This is a genomic window from Paenibacillus sp. PK1-4R, from assembly GCF_030369595.1.
Classification (GTDB): domain Bacteria; phylum Bacillota; class Bacilli; order Paenibacillales; family Paenibacillaceae; genus Paenibacillus.
Genome location: NZ_CP126535.1, coordinates 5,977,989 through 5,995,108, shown reverse-complemented (window position 1 = coordinate 5,995,108; position 17,120 = coordinate 5,977,989). Strand labels below are relative to the sequence as shown.

Genomic DNA, 17,120 nt, shown 5'->3' with positions numbered 1-17,120 from the left:
ATTGTTCCGATTGTACTTGAGAGAGTAAAATAATAGGTAATATACGAACATCAATACGTATTTATAACATAGATGTCCCGGATTGATCCGGGATTCATAGAGGTTCAAGTGTGGTTGATGAATATCATAAGATGCATGGGGAGGCAGGAGATTAGATGAGTACACTTTATAACCAGGCGATGGAAGAGATGATCACGACGATCCATGAATGGTTTGATGAACAGGAAAAGCGGGATGATTTGGAAAGTGTTGTGAAGCGAACCACGCTGCAAATGGGTATTTTTAATGATATTGTACTGGATTACAAACCTGGACGGACCACGGTAGACAGCCTGGATCTGGGTTTGGATGATGATGTGAAATCAAAGCAGGCAGGAGCCTTTACCGAGGAACAGGTACGTAACGAGATTGGGCCTAAGCTTGTAGAGGTTGTTCAGGGAAGATTGGACAAGCTGGCAGATACTCCGTTGATTGACTACCGCTTCACCTTCCGCGGGAAATTTCCAACAACCGAAGGCAAGCTGCAACTGACTTTATTGGAATGGATAAACGATGAGAAAAGACATCTGCTCCTTGAGCGTATTCATACCTATGTAGACAAGAAGCTAGAACACGGTACATATCCAACGAAGCCATTGGAATCCTTCTTTTTGACGAGTCATCTGCTCGATCCAAAGCTGTTCCCGGAGTTGGATGTAGCATGGACCATCAGGCAGTATGACCGGATTCAAGAGTTGAATCAGGGTCGTCCGGAGGCACTTGCGGAACATCGTGGTGAGATCACTCGTGCAGTGACGGCATGGGCGGAGAATCAGTTTTTGCCACAGTATTATGATGTTCAGTCTTCGCCTTATCGTACCAATGAATACTCACTAAAACCAGGAGCAACGCTGGAGTCGAACGTTGAGACACAGGCAGTCCAACGTTTGGACGAGCATGAGAAGGCGCAAACATCCGGGACTCAACCAATCGATCTGCTGTTATACGCGGCGGTCATGATTCTGCGTTTTGAGCCGAGTTATAGCAAATCCAAAGGTGTGACTTTTCTGGAGCTCGCGAAACAACTCGGTAGCAAACGTGCAGCAAGCATGATGACAGAAGGTAGCGGAACGTATGCGAAGGACGATATTCATGTGAAAACGGAAGAAGTGGAATGCAAAGCAAATGATGTATTTGCTCTGATGACCATTCACATTCGCAAGGAAGAGCCGGGTGCCTATCAACAGGCACTTACCTTTATCACGCATTTATTGAAACAGGGATTTCCAAAAGGTTATAAGATCAAGCTGAAATCTGCCGTAAAGCAGTATTTGCCGATCAAGGGACTCGCGAAGTCGGATACCCACCGATTCTTTGCGAATGCACTGGAATACCCGGAGCTGCATTCACTCCTGGAAAAGTATGCGCGTGAGGCTATCCAGGAGTTTGAGTTCTACGAGGATACCGAGGGAGAGAAAAGCTGTATGCCAGGCAGTTATGCAACCTTTGGACTGGGGCTCGTGGATGAGCGGTATTTCCCGCTGGTTGAATTTTACATGGGTGAAGTGGATGATGAGCATCAGTTAATTCAGGACAAGTTTATTGCGGCATTTGTAGAAAAACAGGGTGTAACGGTTCAAGCCATACCTGCGTTAGTCGCCAGCTTGCGTCGTTCGACGGATAGTCTGAAGCTTAAGATTCAGACTGAGCTTGAGAGTGAGGAAATACTCGAACAGTTGGTTAGACAGATTCAAGAACTTGAGCATTATGAAGCGGAACGTGTACTCTATCCGATCTTTGGCAAGGTGGAGAAGCTCACAGCGCTCACTCGTAAAGCGGAGGGAAGACGGAAGGAATTATTGCTGGAACTGTTGCAAGCCGCAGGGAAATGAAGATGTACACAAGACAAATAAGATTGTGATGTGCGAGTCAGTAGAGCATTTTAGAGAAGTGAAAGTGTATAAGGAAAGGTGGGGAGAGTCATGGAGGCATTGAGACGAGACATGTGGCAGGGGTTGAATGCTCAGGACAAAGAGGCTTGGATGCGTAAGCTCGTTCGTCAGTTACCAGACGGTATGGTATATGAGGGTCTCGAGACATTTGAACGATTCGGTCAGCGGATGGAGACGGGTGTCTTTACGGAGGATGGGCTGAGATTTGTGTTTGTGCCTGGGGATCGGGTAACGCTCGGCTGGGATCGTTGGCAGCATGGTATGAACGAAGAGACATCAGCCGACCTGCATGAAACGGTCAGTGAGTATGGTGTGGAGGACGTAGATTCGTTTCTGGCGAGTCAAATGTCACCTGTAAGAAAGATCAACATTGCGCCGATGCTTGTGGAATGCGAACTGATTTCACTTGGTTGGATTGAAGTATCTGAGGAGGAAGCATTTGCACAGGAAAATCCTGATTTCCCGTCAGCCCTGGAGCAATTTAAGCAATCGGTAATACGTGAATATGAATTGCATCAACAATTTCGTCTGATTCGCCAAAGTGAGAATGGAGTCCGAATCCTGTGGTTCAACGAAGGAATCGAGTTGGAAGACGTCGTGAGGGAGGAAGCTGCGGCGGGTTTTGGTTTGCTGACCGAAGACGAATGGGAGTATATCTATGGCGGCGGTTGTCGCACGTTATTTCCCTGGGGTGACAGCTTCGACTATACGATGAGATTGAAGCACTTTGGAAGTCTGGAAGACGTGGATGAGAATGTGGATGAATCGATAGATCTAGACTCTACACGGGTTGAAGAAAAGGATGATCGTCCTTATGATCTGGCACTGCCGAATTTCTTCGGAGTGCAATTTGCCGGTGATCCCTACAAGTATGAGCTTACACTAGATTCGGCTGGGGATGTGATGCCCAAAGGCGGAGACGGCGGAAGTCTCATTTGCGGTGGTACAGGGCCGCTGGTTGGTTTCTTGCCTGCTGCTGCGGTATATTATCGAGACATTAATGCCAGTGAACTCGACTGGGAGGATTTGATGGATGCGATGTACTATCGCAGGGTTGTTCGTTTAACGGAACTGGCATTGAAGTCATGACGAAACGTATCTATCAAGGAAGAGTTATAATGGCGAACAATAAACGTTCAAATCCGTATGAGGATTCACCTTATGTCATCTATGCAGTAGATAGTATTCGGCTGAGTGCAGGCATACTTGTCCTGTTTTTTCTTAACGTATTTCTGCTTATTCCCGTGTTCAGTGTCCCGTTCCAATCACTGTATGCGTATATTCTCGTGCCACCGCTAGCCTTTATGAATATATGGGCGATTGCCCTGATTGCTGCCCCACGTAGACTCCAACTGAATTATGTATTGTTCCGAGGCGTATTTGGCATCGTTTGTTCTGTGGGATTTATGGTGATTATACAGAAGTTTGCTTACGGGACAATTGGTCTGACAACACCTTGGTACGCCATTGGATCATTTGCGGTATATAGTTTTGCTTTGTTCCAATACGTGAAGTTTCGTTTGCGTAAGCTGCAGCAGCCCCCTCAGCGTAAAAAAAGAGATAAAAGCACAGGTATGCCTGTTGCCACATTAACGATGATTACGGGCGGAGCATATCTTCTGGCCAATATTTCACTGGCCTTTGTTACACAGCAGACTGTGGCTGTTGTGCTAATGTGTGTATACATTATGTTGGCTTTTGTGGTGTTTCATTTTATCATGGACTTGCATCGGTATTACTGGCTTCGCCAGGTCATGAATAAGTCAGAGAGTTAATTGCAGGATAGGGACAGACGAACAGGAAGAGGTCTTTGCAGCAGAGTTTGAGCATACAAAACACACATCAAATCAGCCCCAGCTCATAGAGCGGGACCGAAATGATGTGTGTTTATTTTTGTTTATTTCACTTTTTGTACGGAGACCGCCATTTGCTCCAGTTGAGTGTGAGTCAATTGGTTATTTGGCGAGCTGAGTGTTACATAACGATCATCCAGCTTGAACGTGAGCATATCCGTTTTGTCTGGTGTGTACCATTTGGCTGATACGCCACTAGGCAGTTTTACCGTTTTGCCATCATAGCTGAAAGAGTAGTCTTTAGGGGATACCGTGACATTCATACGATTGAAAACAAAGTTTACACCATCACCGCCTGCACCTACGCTTTTGAACGTATCTCCAGCAACCATATGTTGTGGAGCATAGGCTGTGGTGAAACCGTCAAACTTCGCAAATGCCTTACGAATGTTATCCAATTGTTGTTTGCTATAATTCACATCTGCAAATGCAGTGATCCCTTGATCGTTGTTGCCAGTTGCCTTCTGAACAGAGACAGCGACTTGTTGCAACTGAGCTTGGCTCAGCTTATGATCCGGTGAGCTTAGGGTAACGTAGCGATCATCCAGTTGGAACGTGAGCATGCCCGTTTGATCTGGTGTATACCATTTGGCGACAACACCATTGGACAGTTTCACGTCTTTGCTTGTATAACCGTCCGAATAATCTCTTGGAGATACATCCACTTTCATATGGCTAAAAATAAAGCTAACACCATCGCCACCCGCACCTACACTTTTGAACGTGTCACCTGCGATCATCTGCTGAGGGGCATAAGCGGTCTCGAACCCATCGAATTGTGCAAAAGCCTTTTGAATGGCCTCTTTTTGTGCTGCACTATACGTTACATTTGTCAGAGCTGATGGATTGCTCGTAGCTTGGCCGATAATGACCTGTCCTTTTTTGCCGTCATAGGATACTGGTACATGCAGTGCATCGGCAAGCGCACGTACAGGCAGATAAGTGGAGTTGTTATAGGTAATTGGCGCAAGTTTGTTGCCATTGCCATCCGTTGGTGAGTAAGCCGCGCCATCAACATTAAAGCTGATTCCATGGTTAAGATATGCGGAGATTTTCTCCAGCTGCGTTCCGGCGAATACGCCCGTTGCTCCAGTTAATGTCATGCCCAGTACCATCATCGTTGCTACGGATTTCTTCATGTTTTTTTTCATCATATATCTCTCCTTCAAGTTGGGGTTTGGTTTGTTTAATGGGCTCGCTGTCCCTTATGGCTTTATATTAAACCCCGAACATATCCAGAATAATTCTGAATTATCTCCAACTTGTAAACATGTGTATATATACGGAGAATGTAAAACGAAACATGAAGCTGCTTGGCGTGTTTGAACGTATTCTTTGCCGAATCGAATAATTTCAGTTAAAAAGATAGAGGATTAGTCCGCCAAAACCAAGGACAATCGCACCAACGTATACATAGGAAAGTTTACTGAGGTTTTGCTTTGTGCGGCGGTCATATTCGGGGTTGCTGGTCTGATTGGCTTTGGAATTTCCGATGATCATGGTAGCAATACCTCCAAATAAGGCGATTCCCACAATTAAAACATAAGGCAACCAGGTCATGAATGGACCTCCTTCGCGAATAATATGATAATGTCTTTATTGTACTTCAAGTTAACCTTTGATGTAAGCTTCATTTGAGAAAATAAGGGAAATGAAGTATCTGTCTTACAGTATTTATGTAGTCTTGGATCGGAAAGATCACTATAATTTTATTATTTTTTAATATTAAAAAACCTTGATACAACAGGCATTCGCAGCTTTCTTCACTGAAGGTTGCGAATTTTTTTGCCCACAGAGTGATCCAGAATAGAGAACCCTGCGTTACACCCTATGAAGACAACGACGAGGAAAGAAATTATACACAAAACATAATCGAGGAGTGAACACGTAATGAAAATGAAAATGAAGAAGTTTATTGCACCTGTACTTAGCTTGACACTGTTGATGCCGGGGATCGCTGGAGCAGCTTCTGCACCACAGACACCAATGACAATGATGAAAGCATCCGTGAACACACCTGCGGCTGACCTGAGAGCAAACCTGGACCACCTGCTGTCCGAGCACTTTGCACTCGCAGTAACGGCAATGGCAAAAGCATATGACGGAGCAAAAGATGCAGATGCAGCCTACAAAGCACTCGACCAGAATGCACTGGATATGCAACCAGCCATCGCTTCCCTATACGGTGATGCAGGTGCCAAAGAATTCGAACGCATCTTCCGCGCTCATAACAAATACACAGATGATCTGGTGAAAGCAACCAAAATGGGCAACCAGGCTGGGATCAAACAAGCACAAGCAAACATCAACGGTTTTGTGGATGAGTTCTCCACATTCCTGAGCACAGCTACCGAAGGCAAGTTGCCAAAAGCAGCAGCCAAACAGGCGCTGCAAGTACATGAAGATCTCGTGCAAAAAGTATTCGATGAGTATGTAGCTGGAGATTACGCTGATGCATACAAGGCTTACCGTGAAGGTTTCAAAGAAATGTTCGACGTAAGTAAGGCACTCTCCACAGCCATTACTACACAAATGCCTGAGAAATTCGAAAATACCAAAGCGGATACAAAAGCAGCCGATCTGAGATCTGCACTCAACCACTTGGCTTCCGAACACTTTGCGCTTTCGGCTCTGCAAATGCAAGAGGAATTTGATGGACGTACACTCGCTTCCAACGCACTGATTACAGCTGAAGCTGGAAACACAGCTGACTTCAAAGCAGCGATTGCTTCCGTTTACGGTAACGATGGTGCCAATGCTTTCGAGAAAATTTGGGTAACGAACCACGTTAATGCGCAAAGCGACTATGTAAAAGCTGTTAAAAACAACGATGCTGCGGCTCGTGCGGCAGTAGAGAAACGTATTGATGGATTTACAACAGAGTTCGCTACATTCCTGGATTCGGCAACAGCTGGCAATCTGCCAAAAGCAGCAGGACAACAAGCACTAACAACGCATGAAAATCAAGTGCAAAACGTATTGAATCAATATGCAGCAGGTAACTTTGATGCTTCTTACACAACAAATCGTGAAGGCTTCAAAGTGATGTTTGGTGTAGGTCAAGCTCTGGGTAACGCTATTGTGACTCAATTCAATGACAAATTCCAAGAGTCAGCAACACCTGCACCAGCGCCAGAAATGACAACGGTGTGGATGCAACTGAACAGCAAAATGCTGAAAATTAACGACAAAACAACCAACATGGACACCACACCAGTGCTTTGGAAAAACACAACATACATTCCACTGCGTTTCTTGAGTGAAGGTATTGGCGCAACGGTGAAATGGGACAAAAAAGCACAACAAGTAACGGTAATGGCTGGTGATGATACCCTTGAATTCTGGGTGAACAACAACGTTATGGAAGTGAACGGCGTGAAGAAAAACGTGGGTGCAACTGTATTTGTAAATAAAGATGGACGTACGCAAGTGCCTCTGCGCTTCATTGCTGAACTTCTGAACTGGGACGTGAAATGGGCACAAAAAGATGGTTCCATTACGCTGACTAAATCCATGTAATAGTAAAGTAAAATAAGATTAAAACAAAAAGAGCTGCCCCATACGGCAGCTCTTTTTGTTCATCATAAGTGGGTCAGTGTGTTTCGATACATAATTTGATGAACGGGGTGACGTACCGTTTGATGTCCATTTTTCGTACCTTTACCAAGAGCGATCAGCATGACATCCAAGTATCTATCAGAAATATTCAAGCTTGCTTTTAATCGAGCGGAATCATAACCTGACATCGTGATGGTTTCGAAACCAGCCTCATTGGCGAGCAGAATGAATGACATGGATGCTAGACTTACATCTCGGGTTAATTCCAACTTCAGCTCTTCATCGGATTTATTTGCATAGTATTGTATTGCAGCATTCGCCAGATAATCTCTGAGTGATGCATCAAAATAGCCCGACTGAAAGCCTTCTTCGTGAATGTTGATAATATTATCCGCTTCAAATGCTCGATAATCCCCTAACATGACGATCAAAGCGGAAGCATCCATCACCTGTTGTTGATTGTAAGCTATAGGTAGTAATGCGCTCCGTAAATCAGGGTCATCAATAATAAGATACCGGGTCGCTTGAATATTATTCCCATTAGGTGACTTGCTTGCAGAAGCAATGAGTGAAGTCAAAGTCTCTGGCTGTATCGTATAATTTGAATCAAAATGTCGAACGGAACGCCTTTGTTCCAAAACGGATTGTACACTCATGGGATCATCTCCATCGTTGTTATTTAGGACTCCCTTGAATTATAGTAGGCATTAACAAATGAGAAAATAACGCACAAAAAGGTGGGATAGCCACTTTAAAGTATCTATTGGGGAGGGACGGCACATTGGTTAAATATAATACCGGAATAAATATTTTCATGGATATCGCTGGCGGGAAATGGAAGTGTCTTATCCTTTTTTTTCTGAGTCAACAATCGGTTCGAACTAAGGAGTTCTATGAATTGATACCTGGAATTACACAAAAGGTCTTAACCGACCAATTGAAACAGTTGGAGAGTGATGGCCTCGTTCATAGGGAAATATTCAAGGAAGTCCCGCCAAAAGTAGAATATAGTTTAACTGATCTCGGAAGATCCTTCGTTCCGGTCTTGAACACGATGTGCGACTGGGGCAATACGTACGCAAGGACCAAAGGTATGGAGCAGGATGAACATATTCAATGTGACCATGAATGAACCCAAAAGTTCAAATATTTGGTATAATCATCGGGTAATGACCTACATAACAGCTGGAATAGCCGATGGAGTCTAGAATGAGGTATGATAATTTGGTATAAGCAAAATGAAGAGGGGGGACATAGGAATGAGTACATCATCAAAATCGGAGCGTCCAGCGAGAAATGTGGATACCCGGTTATTTGTTGCTTGGGCCGTTTCCGTTATTGCAACAGGGGGGAGTCTCTATTTCAGTGAGATTAAGGGATATCTTCCATGTGATCTATGCTGGTACCAGCGTATATTCATGTATCCACTAACCATCTTGCTGGGCATTGCCTACTTTAAGGATGACGTGGGCATCACCAAATACGTACTCCCACTTAGTTTCGTCGGTGGCGGCATTTCGTTATATCATGTAACAATCCAGCGTATTTTTTCGGCTACAGGGAATGCCGTCGCGTGCGGTAAGGTTCCATGTTATACCGACTATTTGAATTGGTTTGGTTTCATCACGATTCCATTACTGGCACTGATCGCCTTTATTATCATCATCGTGATGCTGTGGGGTATCGGCAAAACACCAAAATCTTCTTAATAAGAAAGGATAGATGGTGATGAGCGGACAAGCTCGTTGGTTCATGCCCTTCATAATTCTGCTCCTCCTGACGGTGGGATGCTCTTATGAGGAACAGTCACAATCAGGCGAGATGCCAGAGATGATTAAAGTGAAACTTGACGTTCCAGAGAAGACTTCTCTTCATAAACCAACACGGTTGCAGGTGAAGCTTACACAGGGAGATGCACCGTTAAGTCAGGCTGACCATGTGCAATTCCAGATCTGGAATGAGCTTGATGATCCGCCTTCTGTATCTCCGGAACAAGGTATGATGACAGCGGACGAACTGGAGAATCAGGGGGCTATTACTGCCAATGAGTCAGAGGAAGGGCTGTATGAAATCCAGCATACCTTTGAAGAACCAGGTACGTATGTGGTACAGGTCCATGTTACGCACGGAGCTATGCATAGCATGCCGAGAGCGAGAATTGTAGCGGAATGAAGCAATGGGCGGGTACCAGGGTTTGGTTCAGGGTTAGCAATGGGTTTATAATGTTAAAGGTATGAAGAATGTTGTAGGAAAAGAGGGTGTTATGGCAACTATTCATGATGTTGCACTCAGGGCAGGAGTTTCTGTAACTACCGTCTCGCGTGTATTAAACAACCGGGGATATATCAGTCAGAAGACTCGGGACAAAGTGTATCAAACCATGGACGAACTTAACTATCGACCCAATGAAATTGCCCGTTCTCTTCTGCGTAAGCAATCCAATGTTATAGGCTTGATTATTCCTGATGTATCCCATCCGTTTTTTGGAGAACTGGCTAGCTATGTTGAGTATCATGCTTACCAGAATGGATTTAAAATTATGTTATGCAATTCCCACATGGACCCTTCCAAAGAGCGTGAATATGTGGAAATGCTCAAGGGTAATCGCGTGGATGGCATTATTATGGGAAGCCACACACTGGAAGTTGATGAGTACATGAATCTGCATTCCCCAATCGTGACCTTTGATCGTAAGATCGGTGAAGACATCCCGTTTATCTCATCTGATAACTATCAGGGAGGGGTCATGGCTGCTGAATTGCTGCTCTCGAAGAACAGACGGAATCTGGCACATATCTGCGGTAATTTGGAATTGCAAATGCTGTCCAATCGCCGGACGACAGGTTTCGTTGATACATTGCAGGCTCATGGAGTCAAACCGGTCATGATTCATGAAACCGATCTGAATGTGTTTGATCAGCATCAGTATACGGAATTGGTGGATAAGCTACTTGCACAACACCCCGAGGTGGATGGGCTCTTTGTAACGAGTGATCTGATGGCGGTGCATGCGCTGAAGCAGATCGTGTTAGGTGGGCGCAAGGTACCCGACGATATTGCTATTATAGGTTATGATGACAGTCGTGCGGCAGCGTATACGGTGCCTGGCATTACAACGATCAGGCAGCCGGTGGAGGCCATGGCTAAACTGGCGATTGATCTGATTCGGCGCCAACTCGCGGAAGAGAAGATCGAAATGGAGCATATTTTGCCGGTTACCATCGTGGAGAGAGAGACGACCTGATACAGGTCGTTTTTTCATATTCGTCCTTTTGCAATGTAAAAATCAAGGCGCGATATTTTTTTAAAATGGTATGTCAAACGATTGACATGTCAAACCTTTGACATTATAATTCGACTTGTAAGCGTTTCCTTTTAAACTATTGATCGGGGGACATAACAAGATGAAAAGAGAACAGAGATGGATGAAATTATTGGTATTGTCATTGATTATGATGCTTGTATTGTCGGCATGTGGAAGTAAAGCAGCGACGGAGTCCAACTCCTCCTCGGAGGGGAGCAGCAGTGAGAGTGTCAAAATCACGATGCTCAATTCCAAGTCGGAAATTAACAATCAGCTGGAGCAAGCGGCTAAAGACTTCCATGCCGAAAATCCAAATATCACACTCGAAATTGTACCTGTAGGCAGTGGACAGTCTCCGTTTGAAAAAGCGTCTGCTTTGTATGCCTCCGGCAGCCCTACAACGATGATGATGCTAGACACAGGGGATGTCGAGAAATTCAAGGATCGTGTTCTGGATCTCACATCCGAGTCTTGGATGAAGGATGCTGTGGAGAACAGCACAGCGGCTACAACGTTTGATGGCAAAAATTATGCCTTCCCGTTCTCTATTGAAGGATATGGATTCATCTATAACCAGAATGTATTGGATCAGGCAGTAGGTGGGACATTCGATCCCAAGTCTGTACAGACCACTGCACAGCTTGAGGAGCTGTTCCAAAAGATTGCTGCTACTGGAAAATCACCTTTGATTGTATCTCCGATGGATTGGTCGCTTGGTGCGCATTATCTGGGGCTTGCATATGGTGGGCAGTCGGCGGACCGTGCGAAGGTGGATCAATTCATTACTGATCTGAAGGCTGGTCAAGTGGACCTTGCTTCCAACGCCGTGTTTAATGGCTTGTTAGATACATTTGATCTGATGAAAACCTACAATATTGACAAGGCTTCTCCATTGTCCGGAACTTATGAGCGTGGACCTGAGGTGCTTGGCAAGGGTGAGGTTGGCATCTGGTTCCAGGGTAACTGGGCATGGCCACAAATTTCAAGCTTTGATACAGCAGATGGAAAATATGGCTTCCTCCCAGTACCTGTGAGCAATAATCTGGATGATTTCGGTAATACGCAAATCTCTGCTGCTGTATCCAAACGAATATTGCTGGATAAGGAGAAGAGCACACCAGCGCAGCAGGAAGCAGCGAAGAAATTTTTGGACTGGATCGTTTATAACGAAAAAGGTCAGGATTTCCTGGTGAATCAAGCCAGTATTATTCCGGCATTCAGCAACATTACATTGGAGCCAACCGATCCACTTGGCAAATCCATTAGTGAATACATTAAGGCAGGCAAAATCGAGGAATCAATGAGTACACTTCCTGCGGATCACTGGTCCAAACTGGGTGCATCCATGCAGAAATATTTGGCTGACGTCATTGACCGTGCCGGGCTTGCCAGCGAAATTCAGGCATACTGGAGCAATGTGAAATAAAGGAATTAATCTTAGCCCTGCGCAGCACATAGAGAGAGACTTGCGGTAGCCGGAGATGATGAATGTACAGCTTCCACATGAGGTCTGTTCAACTTGTTTCCGGCATAACCGTTAGGCTAATCATTTGGATAGAGTGGAGGTTGACAATGCTGACCGAAAAAGGATTATGGACACGTCTGCGCACCCGCCTGATCTTTACTGGCCCGACATTATTTGCGTTTGCTACAGTGATGATTATTCCATTTTTGTATGGTATTTATTTGACGTTTACGAACTGGGATGGCATTGCCATCGATCAAAGCTTTGTTGGCTGGGATAATTATATCAGTGTGTTCAAGGACACCGTGTTCTGGAAATCATTCGGGATGACGCTGGAGTACGTATTTATTACCGTTGTGCTGACCAATGCGGTTGCCTTCCTACTCGCTTACGCTGTAACTCGGGGAATGAAGGCACAGGGCTGGTTTCGGGCCGGATTTTTCCTGCCGAATCTGGTGGGCGGAATCGTGCTTGGTTTCATCTGGCAGTTTATTTTTAATCAGGTACTCGTTTTTGCAGGACAAAAAATGAACCTTACTCTGTTTTCCACCTCCTGGCTGGCTGACCCGGATAAAGCGTTCTGGGCACTCATTGTGGTGACCGTTTGGCAGTATGCCGGCTATATGATGGTTATCTACATTGCAGGACTAATGAATGTGCCGAAGGATGTTATGGAAGCAGCCAGCATTGATGGGGCAAGTAATCGCAAAATGTTGGCGCGCATTGTATTGCCACTGATGGTTCCTTCGTTTATTGTATGCATCTTTTTGTCACTGCAACGGGGATTCATGGTGTATGATCTGAACGTCTCCCTGACCAGTGGCGGGCCCTTCAAGAGCACAGAGATGGTATCCATGCATGTTTATGAGCAGGCATTTCTTGCTCGTGACTACGGATTGGGTCAGGCAGAAGCCTTTGTTCTGTTTATCCTTGTAGCCGCCATTACATTGCTCCAGGTCTATTTCAGCAAAAAACTGGAGGTCGAGGCATGATGGCTGGACAATCACGCATTCTCAACTGGATGAAGTTTATTGCATTAATCGTTGTGATGATTTTGTTTGTATTTCCTTTTGTACTTCTGATCGTCAATTCGTTCAAGGCTAACCAGGCAATTACCTCCGATCCGCTGGGCTTGCCAAGCTCCTTTCAATTTGATAATTACGTCAATGCGTTTGACAAAATGGGATATGTATCCGCCTTCAGCAATTCGTTGCTCATTACAGTTGCAGGTGTATTACTGATTGCTCTTTTTGCGGCGATGACAGCACATTACTTTGTTCGTCACAAAAGCAAAATGAATCAGTATCTCTTTTTCCTGATGGTAGCTGCGATGATTATTCCGTTTCAGGCCATTATGATTCCGCTGGTTAAAATATACGGCTCGCTCAGCCTGCTGGATAACAAGTGGTCGCTGATCTACATGTATATTGGCTTTGGCAGTCCGCTTGCCGTATTTATCTACCATGGCTTTATCAAAAGTATTCCCTTGGAGCTTGAAGAAGCGGCTTTAATGGATGGCTGCGGCAGAGTGCAAACCTTTTTTCGCATCGTACTGCCGGTGTTACTGCCAACAACCGTAACGATTAGCGTGCTGAATGTATTGTGGATATGGAATGATTTTCTGTTGCCTTCCCTGGTGTTGACTTCATCCGAGCAGCGAACGCTGCCGCTGTCCACGTTTTATTTTTATGGGACATACACCGTGGATTACGGCCCATTGATGGCTGGTCTGGTGTTGACCCTGCTGCCTGTCCTGATCGTTTATCTGTTTGCGCAGAAGTACATTATTCAGGGGGTCATGCAAGGGGCTATCAAATAAGTTCAGTTGGGTGATAGAGAGAGAGACAGGAGTGAAGGACATATGAATCAGGAACGATACGAGAAACAGGAAATAGACACAAGGCAAGAGACAGACCTTGGACTGACGAGTTCTTCGGCTCAAACGAAGGAGAGTTATACACTCGCCCGGGCCAACGCATATATCAAGGAGCATCGACATCAGGTTGATCCAACCTATCGAATGGCCTATCATTTGATGCCAGAGGTGGGCTGGATGAATGACCCCAACGGCTTCATATACTTCGGTGGGATGTATCATATGTTCTATCAGCATTATCCCTACGAACCGGTATGGGGGCCGATGCACTGGGGCCATGCGGTGAGCCGTGATTTGGTTACGTGGTCTTATCTGCCTATTGCACTGGCACCTGATCAGAGCTACGACAGTGGAGGGTGTTTTTCCGGAAGTGCAATCGTGCAGGATGGCAAGTTGGTGCTGATGTACACGGGGCATGTCGTGACTGGACCCGACAAGGATAACGATTACTTGCAGACACAGAATATCGCTGTCTCGGACAATGGGATTGATTTTGTCAAAAGCGCGATGAATCCGGTTATTCGGCTGGATCAAATCCCAGCGCATACCAGTCCCAAGGACTTCCGTGATCCAAAAGTGTTTGAACGAAACGGTGTGTACTATTGCGTCCTTGGCTCGAATGATGCTGCGGGCAAAGGTGTCATTCTGTTATACCGTTCAACGGACTTGCTGGATTGGAGTTATGTTAACATTATGGCCCAGAGTGACGGGACGCTTGGTGACAATTGGGAATGTCCCGATCTGTTCACACTGGATGGCCGAGATGTGCTGATCATGTCTCCGCAGCGCATGCCTGCTCAGGGAGATAACTATTGCAACTTGCATTCGACCGTTTATATGATGGGAACGCTGGATGAAGACCAAGGTGTGCTGAAGTACGAGCAGTACGTTCCGCTGGATTGTGGCTTCGACTTTTACGCGCCCCAGACGATGGAGGATGCACAGGGACGACGAATCATGGTGGCCTGGATGGATACGTGGGAAACGGAAATCCCGACACAACAGTCCCATGCCTGGGCTGGAGCGATGACGTTGCCGAGACAACTCATTCGCAGGGGAGAACGATTGATATTCCAGCCGCTTCCCGAACTTACACAGTACAGGTTGGAAGGCACCGAGCAGTATGATATACATTTAAATGGTGATGAACATGATTTTGATCTTGGAATCAGCGGAGACCGTTATGAACTGTATGCTGTATTCGAAGCGGAACAGGCACGACACTTCGGGTTGAAGCTGCGCACGGGTGAAGATGAAGAAACTGTGATTTCCTATGATGTAGAGCAGCGTCGTTTATGTTTAAATCGCGAGCAGGCCGGACAAGGGCCGGGCGGAGAACGAGCTGCGACAGTGGAACTGCTTGACGGGAAACTGGAACTTCATATTTTTATGGATGTCAGCTCCGTTGAGGTGTTCATTCAGCAGGGAGAGCAGGTAATGACAGGGCGAATATATCCTGGGCCGAACTCAACAGGTATTAAGGCTTTCTCGTCCGGGACGTGTACATTGACCGAACTTTGCAAATGGGATATACGAATTCCTTGATAAAATGTTTTCTATAATACAGCCTTGACCTTGAAGTATACTTCAAGGTTTATTCTTGATTCATCAAGGAATATTGGAGGCTGAATGATGAAATTAATGGAATGGATATTGGTACTTGTAACGATTGCCGCAGCGGCGTGTATACCCATGTATTCGAAGCGTCGGAAGCTCGTGGCAGGCATGTTTGCTGCCATGATATTGGCAGTGGCACTTCACGGCATACTGGATTCGTTTCGCGTGATGCTGCTGCCAACGTATCTTGTTGCAGGCATAATCTTCATCGTATTAATCATTAAGTTAGTGAAAGGGTATCGTAACAGAGTCACTGGGCAATTTGCAGAGAAGCAGAAACCGAAATGGCGTTCGTGGCTTCAACTCACGCTGGTTGGGATGCTGGCTCTGGTCTCTGGCGCCGGATCAGGACTGCTCACTTGGTATTTTCCAGCTTTTACAATGCCTGAGCCTACGGGGAAGTTTGCTATCGGTACGTTTTCGCAACAATTGGTGGATGAAACCCGTGAAGAGACGTTTTCTCCCGAAAGCGGGGACAAACGGGAACTGATGATTAACGTGTGGTATCCGGTAAACCCGGAGGATGCGAAGGAGGTATCTCCTGAGTCTTACCCGTCTGAACTCGGAGAAGCAATTAGTCTGGTATTTGGCATCCCGCCTAAGGTGTTCAGCTACCTCGATACCATTCCGACACATGTGGTTAAAGGCGCAGCCATGTCAGACGCAAGCCGTTCTTATCCGGTGGTGCTGTTCTCTCCCGGTGTCCGCTCGGCCCGTTATCAGAGCATGACTGCCATTGAAGAACTCGTAAGCCATGGCTATATTGTTGTAGGTATGGATCATCCTTATACCTCAGCTCGCGTTACCTTCCCCGATGGGCGTAAAGTGTCTTATGAAGCCGGGCCTGAATTTGCAACGTCAGAAGAACTGTATCAATATAATGTGGAGGGGGTAGGTATTCGTGCAGCAGATGCACGTTTTGTACTCGACACGCTTGAACAGTGGAACCTGAATGATCCCAATCAGGTGCTGGAGGGCAGGCTTGACCTGAATCATACAGGCATGATGGGGCATTCTTATGGCGGGGCTACAACAGCCGAAGCACTCGCACAGGATGAACGTTTACGTGCAGGACTCAGTCTGGAAGGCGGATTCTGGGGATCGGTATCCACGACAGCCCTGAAACAGCCGTTTATGTATATCATGTCTGGCGAAACGGCTAAAAGCTTCGATCCGAATGCTTCAGCCAAAGATAACGTGTTCTACCCTGAGTTTAAGCCTGATCTGGATCGAGTAATGACGAGTAGTCTTAATGATACCTATTATCTGACGGTGGAGAATTTCTTCCATCAGAGCTTTACGGATATTTCATTAATCTCACCGAAACTATTTGCCAGAGGCATGACGCCAGAACATAATGTGGATATAACAAGATCCTATGCGCTGGCATTCTTTGACCGTTATCTGAAAGGGGAAGAGCAGCCATTGTTGCAAGGATCTTCAGCACAATTTCCCGAGGCCACCTATGATGCCACATATACCAAGATACGCAACGAACAAACACAATAAATCCGCA

General features: G+C 45.8%; 16 protein-coding genes. 13 read left to right on the top strand and 3 right to left on the bottom strand.

The annotated features are described in order from the left end of the window. Positions 1 to 155: 155 nt before the first annotated feature. The 3 genes from QNO02_RS26170 to QNO02_RS26160 all read left to right on the top strand — a co-directional run bounded on the left by QNO02_RS26170 (position 156) and on the right by QNO02_RS26160 (position 3,706). Positions 156 to 1,871, top strand: coding sequence for a DUF6138 family protein (locus QNO02_RS26170; protein ID WP_289390420.1), 1,716 nt, complete (start codon positions 156 to 158; stop codon positions 1,869 to 1,871). Positions 1,872 to 1,961: 90 nt separating this feature from the next. Then, positions 1,962 to 3,020 (top strand): hypothetical protein, encoded by a 1,059-nt coding sequence (locus QNO02_RS26165; RefSeq protein WP_289390419.1) that lies wholly within the window; start codon positions 1,962 to 1,964, stop codon positions 3,018 to 3,020. Between the two features lie 29 nt (positions 3,021 to 3,049). Beyond that, a complete protein-coding gene (locus tag QNO02_RS26160; protein WP_289390418.1) occupies positions 3,050 to 3,706 on the top strand; it encodes a hypothetical protein in 657 nt (218 codons plus the stop codon). A 122-nt stretch (positions 3,707 to 3,828) separates the two neighbouring features. Here the strand turns inward: QNO02_RS26160 and QNO02_RS26155 are convergent, their stop codons facing one another. Continuing rightward, positions 3,829 to 4,938 (bottom strand): stalk domain-containing protein, encoded by a 1,110-nt coding sequence (locus QNO02_RS26155; RefSeq protein WP_289390417.1) that lies wholly within the window; start codon positions 4,936 to 4,938, stop codon positions 3,829 to 3,831. A gap of 199 nt (positions 4,939 to 5,137) precedes the next feature. Beyond that, positions 5,138 to 5,344 carry a hypothetical protein gene (locus tag QNO02_RS26150; protein WP_017692174.1) on the bottom strand — a complete coding sequence of 69 codons (207 nt, stop codon included), beginning with the start codon at positions 5,342 to 5,344 and terminating at the stop codon, positions 5,138 to 5,140. Positions 5,345 to 5,680: 336 nt separating this feature from the next. Between QNO02_RS26150 and QNO02_RS26145 the strand changes: the two genes are divergently transcribed. Then, entirely contained in the window at positions 5,681 to 7,303 is a 1,623-nt protein-coding gene (locus tag QNO02_RS26145; RefSeq protein WP_289392900.1) for a copper amine oxidase N-terminal domain-containing protein, read from the top strand. Positions 7,304 to 7,365: 62 nt separating this feature from the next. Here QNO02_RS26145 and QNO02_RS26140 read toward each other — a convergent pair whose 3' ends face one another. Further along, positions 7,366 to 7,998 carry a nitroreductase family protein gene (locus tag QNO02_RS26140; RefSeq protein WP_105601928.1) on the bottom strand — a complete coding sequence of 211 codons (633 nt, stop codon included), beginning with the start codon at positions 7,996 to 7,998 and terminating at the stop codon, positions 7,366 to 7,368. 125 nt (positions 7,999 to 8,123) lie between these two features. Here QNO02_RS26140 and QNO02_RS26135 point away from each other — a divergent pair, with 125 nt between their 5' ends. The 9 genes from QNO02_RS26135 to QNO02_RS26095 all read left to right on the top strand — a co-directional run bounded on the left by QNO02_RS26135 (position 8,124) and on the right by QNO02_RS26095 (position 17,113). After that, a complete protein-coding gene (locus QNO02_RS26135; protein ID WP_091038462.1) occupies positions 8,124 to 8,474 on the top strand; it encodes a winged helix-turn-helix transcriptional regulator in 351 nt (116 codons plus the stop codon). A gap of 127 nt (positions 8,475 to 8,601) precedes the next feature. Beyond that, entirely contained in the window at positions 8,602 to 9,051 is a 450-nt protein-coding gene (locus QNO02_RS26130; protein WP_124118173.1) for a disulfide oxidoreductase, read from the top strand. 19 nt (positions 9,052 to 9,070) lie between these two features. Continuing rightward, positions 9,071 to 9,514, top strand: a complete 444-nt coding sequence (locus tag QNO02_RS26125; protein WP_165980420.1) for a FixH family protein — start codon at positions 9,071 to 9,073, stop codon at positions 9,512 to 9,514. A 91-nt stretch (positions 9,515 to 9,605) separates the two neighbouring features. Continuing rightward, positions 9,606 to 10,586, top strand: coding sequence for a LacI family DNA-binding transcriptional regulator (locus QNO02_RS26120; protein WP_091038467.1), 981 nt, complete (start codon positions 9,606 to 9,608; stop codon positions 10,584 to 10,586). Positions 10,587 to 10,746: 160 nt separating this feature from the next. Beyond that, positions 10,747 to 12,072 carry an ABC transporter substrate-binding protein gene (locus QNO02_RS26115; RefSeq protein ID WP_289390416.1) on the top strand — a complete coding sequence of 442 codons (1,326 nt, stop codon included), beginning with the start codon at positions 10,747 to 10,749 and terminating at the stop codon, positions 12,070 to 12,072. Between the two features lie 146 nt (positions 12,073 to 12,218). Further along, positions 12,219 to 13,103 carry a carbohydrate ABC transporter permease gene (locus QNO02_RS26110; RefSeq protein WP_076319689.1) on the top strand — a complete coding sequence of 295 codons (885 nt, stop codon included), beginning with the start codon at positions 12,219 to 12,221 and terminating at the stop codon, positions 13,101 to 13,103. Continuing rightward, positions 13,100 to 13,930: a carbohydrate ABC transporter permease gene (locus QNO02_RS26105; RefSeq protein ID WP_445259866.1), complete on the top strand. Its 831-nt coding sequence runs from the start codon at positions 13,100 to 13,102 to the stop codon at positions 13,928 to 13,930. Before QNO02_RS26110 ends, QNO02_RS26105 begins: the two co-directional genes overlap by 4 nt. A gap of 42 nt (positions 13,931 to 13,972) precedes the next feature. After that, positions 13,973 to 15,532, top strand: a complete 1,560-nt coding sequence (locus QNO02_RS26100) for a glycoside hydrolase family 32 protein (RefSeq protein ID WP_289390415.1) — start codon at positions 13,973 to 13,975, stop codon at positions 15,530 to 15,532. 84 nt (positions 15,533 to 15,616) lie between these two features. Next, the gene (locus QNO02_RS26095; protein WP_289390414.1) at positions 15,617 to 17,113 is read left to right on the top strand and encodes an alpha/beta hydrolase family protein; all 1,497 of its coding nucleotides are present in this window, start codon (positions 15,617 to 15,619) and stop codon (positions 17,111 to 17,113) included. Positions 17,114 to 17,120 lie beyond the last annotated feature (7 nt).

Excerpts from the sequence above, each read along its gene's own strand:
- QNO02_RS26170 (WP_289390420.1), top strand. The coding sequence starts at position 156 with ATGAGTACACTTTATAACCAGGCGATGGAAGAGATGATCACGACGATC.
- QNO02_RS26165 (WP_289390419.1), top strand. The coding sequence starts at position 1,962 with ATGGAGGCATTGAGACGAGACATGTGGCAGGGGTTGAATGCTCAGGAC.
- QNO02_RS26160 (WP_289390418.1), top strand. The coding sequence starts at position 3,050 with ATGGCGAACAATAAACGTTCAAATCCGTATGAGGATTCACCTTATGTC.
- QNO02_RS26155 (WP_289390417.1), bottom strand. The coding sequence starts at position 4,938 with ATGATGAAAAAAAACATGAAGAAATCCGTAGCAACGATGATGGTACTG.
- QNO02_RS26150 (WP_017692174.1), bottom strand. The coding sequence starts at position 5,344 with ATGACCTGGTTGCCTTATGTTTTAATTGTGGGAATCGCCTTATTTGGA.
- QNO02_RS26145 (WP_289392900.1), top strand. The coding sequence starts at position 5,681 with ATGAAAATGAAGAAGTTTATTGCACCTGTACTTAGCTTGACACTGTTG.
- QNO02_RS26140 (WP_105601928.1), bottom strand. The coding sequence starts at position 7,998 with ATGAGTGTACAATCCGTTTTGGAACAAAGGCGTTCCGTTCGACATTTT.
- QNO02_RS26130 (WP_124118173.1), top strand. The coding sequence starts at position 8,602 with ATGAGTACATCATCAAAATCGGAGCGTCCAGCGAGAAATGTGGATACC.
- QNO02_RS26125 (WP_165980420.1), top strand. The coding sequence starts at position 9,071 with ATGAGCGGACAAGCTCGTTGGTTCATGCCCTTCATAATTCTGCTCCTC.
- QNO02_RS26120 (WP_091038467.1), top strand. The coding sequence starts at position 9,606 with ATGGCAACTATTCATGATGTTGCACTCAGGGCAGGAGTTTCTGTAACT.
- QNO02_RS26115 (WP_289390416.1), top strand. The coding sequence starts at position 10,747 with ATGAAAAGAGAACAGAGATGGATGAAATTATTGGTATTGTCATTGATT.
- QNO02_RS26110 (WP_076319689.1), top strand. The coding sequence starts at position 12,219 with ATGCTGACCGAAAAAGGATTATGGACACGTCTGCGCACCCGCCTGATC.
- QNO02_RS26105 (WP_445259866.1), top strand. The coding sequence starts at position 13,100 with ATGATGGCTGGACAATCACGCATTCTCAACTGGATGAAGTTTATTGCA.
- QNO02_RS26100 (WP_289390415.1), top strand. The coding sequence starts at position 13,973 with ATGAATCAGGAACGATACGAGAAACAGGAAATAGACACAAGGCAAGAG.
- QNO02_RS26095 (WP_289390414.1), top strand. The coding sequence starts at position 15,617 with ATGATGAAATTAATGGAATGGATATTGGTACTTGTAACGATTGCCGCA.